This window comes from Ruegeria sp. E1 (genome assembly GCF_056534225.1).
Genome location: NZ_JBQFPE010000032.1, coordinates 1 through 4,438, shown reverse-complemented (window position 1 = coordinate 4,438; position 4,438 = coordinate 1). Strand labels below are relative to the sequence as shown.

Genomic DNA, 4,438 nt, shown 5'->3' with positions numbered 1-4,438 from the left:
ATGACTGACGCCAAACGCACGCCTTTGTATGATCTTCACGTTGAGCTCGGCGGTAAGCTGGTTGATTTTGCTGGTTGGGAGATGCCGGTTCAGTATTCTTTGGGGATTATGGGAGAGCACAAGCAGTGCCGTGAGAAGGCGGCGGTGTTTGATGTGAGCCATATGGGTCAGGTGATCCTTCGGGGCGAGAATGTGGGTGGGAAGCTTGAGGCTTTGTGCCCGCAGGCCTATGCGACGCTGAAAGAGGGCAAGGCGCGGTACGGGTTCTTTACGAACGAAGACGGTGGGATCATGGATGATCTGATCGTGTCGAATGCGGGGGATCATTATTTTGTGGTGGTGAACGCGGCGCTGCGGCATCAGGACATTCCGCATATGAAAGCCAACCTTGAAGGCGTCGAGGTGATCGAGATATTCGACCGCGCGCTGGTGGCGGTGCAAGGCCCCGCAGCGGAAAACGTGGTCGGTGAATTGTGCCCCGCGGCCCGCGACCTGAAATTCATGGAAACCACGGTGGCGGATATCCTGGGCGTGGAATGTCGCATCTCGCGTCTGGGGTACACGGGCGAGGACGGGTACGAAATCTCGATCCCCGACGACAAAGCCATCGAGATCACACGGGCATTTCTGGCCCATGAGGATTGCGAAGCGGCCGGTCTGGGCGCGCGCGACAGCCTGCGGCTTGAGGCAGGGCTGTGCCTCTATGGCAATGACATCGACCAGAGCACCTCGCCGATTGAGGCCTCGCTGGCTTGGGCCATTCAGAAGCGCCGCAAGGAAGAGGGCGGATTTCCCGGCGCGGACCGCATCCAAAAGGAACTGGCCGAGGGGCCTGCGCGCAAGCTGGTGGGGATCAAGCCCGAGGGCCGCGCGCCTGCGCGTCAGGGCGTGGAAATCCAATGCGCCGAGGGCAACACCATTGGAGAAATCACCTCTGGCGGGTTTGGCCCCACGGTCGGCGGACCGGTGGCGATGGGCTATGTGAGCAAAGGCCATGGCACACCGGGCGAGGTGGTGAACCTGATCATCCGGGGCAAGCCGCAACCGGCGCAGATTGTGGCGCTGCCCTTTGTCACCCAGAATTACAAGCGTTGAAGTCAGGAGAGAGAGACATGGCAACCTATTATTCCGAAGAGCACGAATGGCTGAGCGTTGAGGGTGACACCGCCACGCTGGGCATTACCAAACATGCCGCCGAGCAGCTGGGCGATGTGGTCTTCGTCGAGCAGCAAGAGGTCGGCGACGAATTCGAGAAAGACGGCGAGATCGGCGTGATCGAATCCGTCAAGGCGGCGTCCGAGCTCTATGCCCCGGTCGATGGCGAGATTACGGAAGTGAACGAGGCACTGGCCGACAATCCCGGCGCGCTGAACGAAGACCCCGAGGGCGAGGCCTGGATCTACAAGATCAAGATCGCGGATGCATCGCAGCTCGAAGATCTGATGGATGAGGCCGGCTACAAGGCCTTCATCGGTTAATTCAAGCGGCGGGCCCTTGCGCGGACCCGCCCCTTCATCTTTTTCCAAATACTTCCGCCGGAGGCTCCTGCCGTCTCCGCCGGACCTGACCTATCCTTGAGGAGCGCAACGATGGCCTTCAAACTGACCGATTACGAAGCCTATGACTTCGCCAACCGCCGCCATATCGGGCCCAGCCCGACCGAGATGCGCGATATGCTCAAGGTGATTGGCTTCAAGACGCTGGACCAGCTGATCGATGCCACCGTCCCACCTGCGATCCGCCAGAAGGAACCGCTGGACTGGGGTCCGGCGATGACCGAACGCGATGCGCTCTTTTACATGAAAGAGGTGGCGAGCAAGAACACGGTCCTGACCTCGCTGATCGGGCAGGGGTATTATGGCACCACCACGCCCGCGCCAATCCTGCGCAACATCCTGGAAAACCCGGCCTGGTACACCGCCTACACACCTTATCAGCCCGAGATCAGTCAGGGCCGGCTTGAGGCGCTGTTGAACTTCCAGACCATGGTCAGCGACCTGACCGGGCTGGACGTCGCCAACGCCTCGCTGCTCGACGAAGCCACCGCAGCCGCCGAGGCGATGGCGATGGCCAAGCGCGGCGGGCGGTCCAAGGCCAACAACGCGGCGTTCTTTGTGGACAAGAATTGCCACCCGCAAACCATCGCGGTGATCAAAACCCGCGCCGAGCCTCTGGGCATCGACGTACAGGTGGCCGACCCGGACAGCCTCGACGCAGGTGCGGTCTTTGGCGCGATTTTCCAGTACCCCGGCACGCACGGGCACGTGCGCGACTTCACCAAGGAAATTGCCGCCCTGCATGAGCACAAAGCCATCGCCATCGTCGCTGCTGACATCCTGTCGCTGGCGCTGCTGAAATCCCCCGGCGAGATGGGCGCGGATATCGCCATCGGCTCGACCCAGCGCTTTGGCGTGCCGATGGGCTATGGTGGCCCGCACGCGGCTTACATGGCGACCACCGACAAGCTGAAACGCGCGATGCCGGGCCGGATCATCGGTGTCAGCATCGACAGTCGGGGCAACAAAGCCTACCGCCTCGCCCTGCAAACCCGCGAGCAGCATATCCGCCGCGAGAAAGCGAATTCAAACGTCTGCACCGCGCAGGCGCTGCTGGCCGTCATTGCCTCGATGTATGCCGTGTACCATGGCCCCGACGGCATCAAGGCCATTGCGCAATCGGTGCACCGCAAGACCTCGCGCATGGCCGCCGGTCTGGAAGAGGCCGGATTCTCGGTCGAGCCAGAGGTCTTCTTCGACACCATCACGGTTGAGGTTGGTCATCTGCAGAAAACGGTCATGGAGGCCGCTGTCGCCCGTGGCGTCAACCTGCGCAAGGTGGGCGACACGCGCGTGGGCATCAGCCTCGACGAACAGACCCGGCCCGAGACCATCGAGGCCGTCTGGGGCGCCTTCGGCATCGACAAGGAAGACGACAGTTCGAACGTGGCCTACCGCCTGCCGGATTACGCCCTGCGCGAGACGCCCTATCTGACCCACGAGATCTTCCACAAGAACCGGGCCGAGGCCGAAATGACCCGCTATATGCGCCGTCTGGCCGACCGCGATCTGGCGCTGGACCGGGCGATGATCCCGCTGGGGTCCTGCACCATGAAGCTGAACGCCACGATCGAGATGATCCCGGTCACCTGGCCCGAGTTCGGCAACCTGCACCCGTTCTGCCCCGAAGATCAGGCGCAGGGCTATCACGAGATGATTGCCGATCTGAACGACAAGCTGTGCCAGATCACCGGCTATGACGCGATCTCCCAGCAGCCCAACTCGGGCGCGCAGGGCGAATACGCAGGCCTGCTGACCATCCGCAACTATCACTTCGCGCGCGGCGAAGGGCACCGCAATGTCTGCCTGATCCCGACCTCGGCGCACGGCACCAACCCGGCCTCGGCCCAGATGGTGGGCTGGCAGGTGGTGCCGGTGCAATCGGATGAGAACGGCAATATCGATCTGAACGATTTCCGCGCCAAGGCGGAAAAGCACTCGGACCATCTGGCCGGTTGCATGATCACCTATCCTTCGACCCATGGTGTCTTTGAGACCACCGTGCAGGAGGTCTGCCAGATCACCCATGATCACGGCGGTCAGGTCTATATCGACGGCGCCAACATGAACGCCATGGTGGGCCTGTCGCGTCCGGGAGACATCGGCGGCGATGTCAGCCACCTGAACCTGCACAAGACCTTCTGCATCCCGCATGGCGGTGGCGGCCCCGGCATGGGCCCGATCGGCGTCAAGGCACACCTTGAAGAGCACCTGCCTGGCCACCCGGAATACGGCACCGCCGTGGGTCCGGTCTCGGCAGCACCCTTTGGCTCGCCCTCGATCCTGCCGGTCAGCTGGGCCTATGTGCTGCTGATGGGGGGCGCGGGTCTGACGCAGGCGACCAAGGTGGCGATCCTGAACGCCAACTACATCGCCGCACGTCTGAGCGAGGCCTATCCGATCCTCTATACCTCGGAAACAGGCCGTGTGGCGCATGAATGCATCCTCGACACCCGCCCGTTGGACGCCGAGGCGCATGTGACCGTGGACGATGTCGCCAAGCGGCTGGTGGACAGCGGTTTCCACGCCCCGACGATGAGCTGGCCGGTGGCCGGCACCCTGATGGTCGAACCCACCGAGTCCGAACCCAAGGACGAGCTCGACCGCTTTTGCGAGGCCATGCTGTCCATCCGGGCCGAGGCGCAGGATATCATCGACGGCAAGATCGACGCGGAAAACAACCCGCTGAAAAACGCCCCCCACACGGTGCGCGATCTCGTCGGCGACTGGGACCGGCCCTACAGCCGCGAACAGGCCTGCTTCCCTCCGGGCTCGATGGGCGTCGACAAATACTGGTCCCCCGTCAACCGCGTCGACAACGCATACGGAGACCGAAACCTCATCTGCACATGCCCACCCATGTCAGAATACGAAGACGCCGC

The 4,438-nt window shown here is 62.6% G+C and carries 3 protein-coding genes; all 3 read left to right on the top strand.

The features are described 5' to 3' along the window. Positions 1-1,095, top strand: a 1,095-nt coding sequence (gcvT, locus tag ACR0FG_RS20745) for a glycine cleavage system aminomethyltransferase GcvT (protein ID WP_480895248.1), incomplete at its 5' end; no start/stop codon positions are given. Between the two features lie 17 nt (positions 1,096-1,112). After that, positions 1,113-1,478, top strand: coding sequence for a glycine cleavage system protein GcvH (gene gcvH, locus ACR0FG_RS20740; RefSeq protein WP_170798346.1), 366 nt, complete (start codon positions 1,113-1,115; stop codon positions 1,476-1,478). A 111-nt stretch (positions 1,479-1,589) separates the two neighbouring features. After that, on the top strand, positions 1,590-4,438 hold a 2,849-nt coding region (gene gcvP, locus ACR0FG_RS20735; RefSeq protein ID WP_480895246.1), incomplete at its 3' end, for an aminomethyl-transferring glycine dehydrogenase.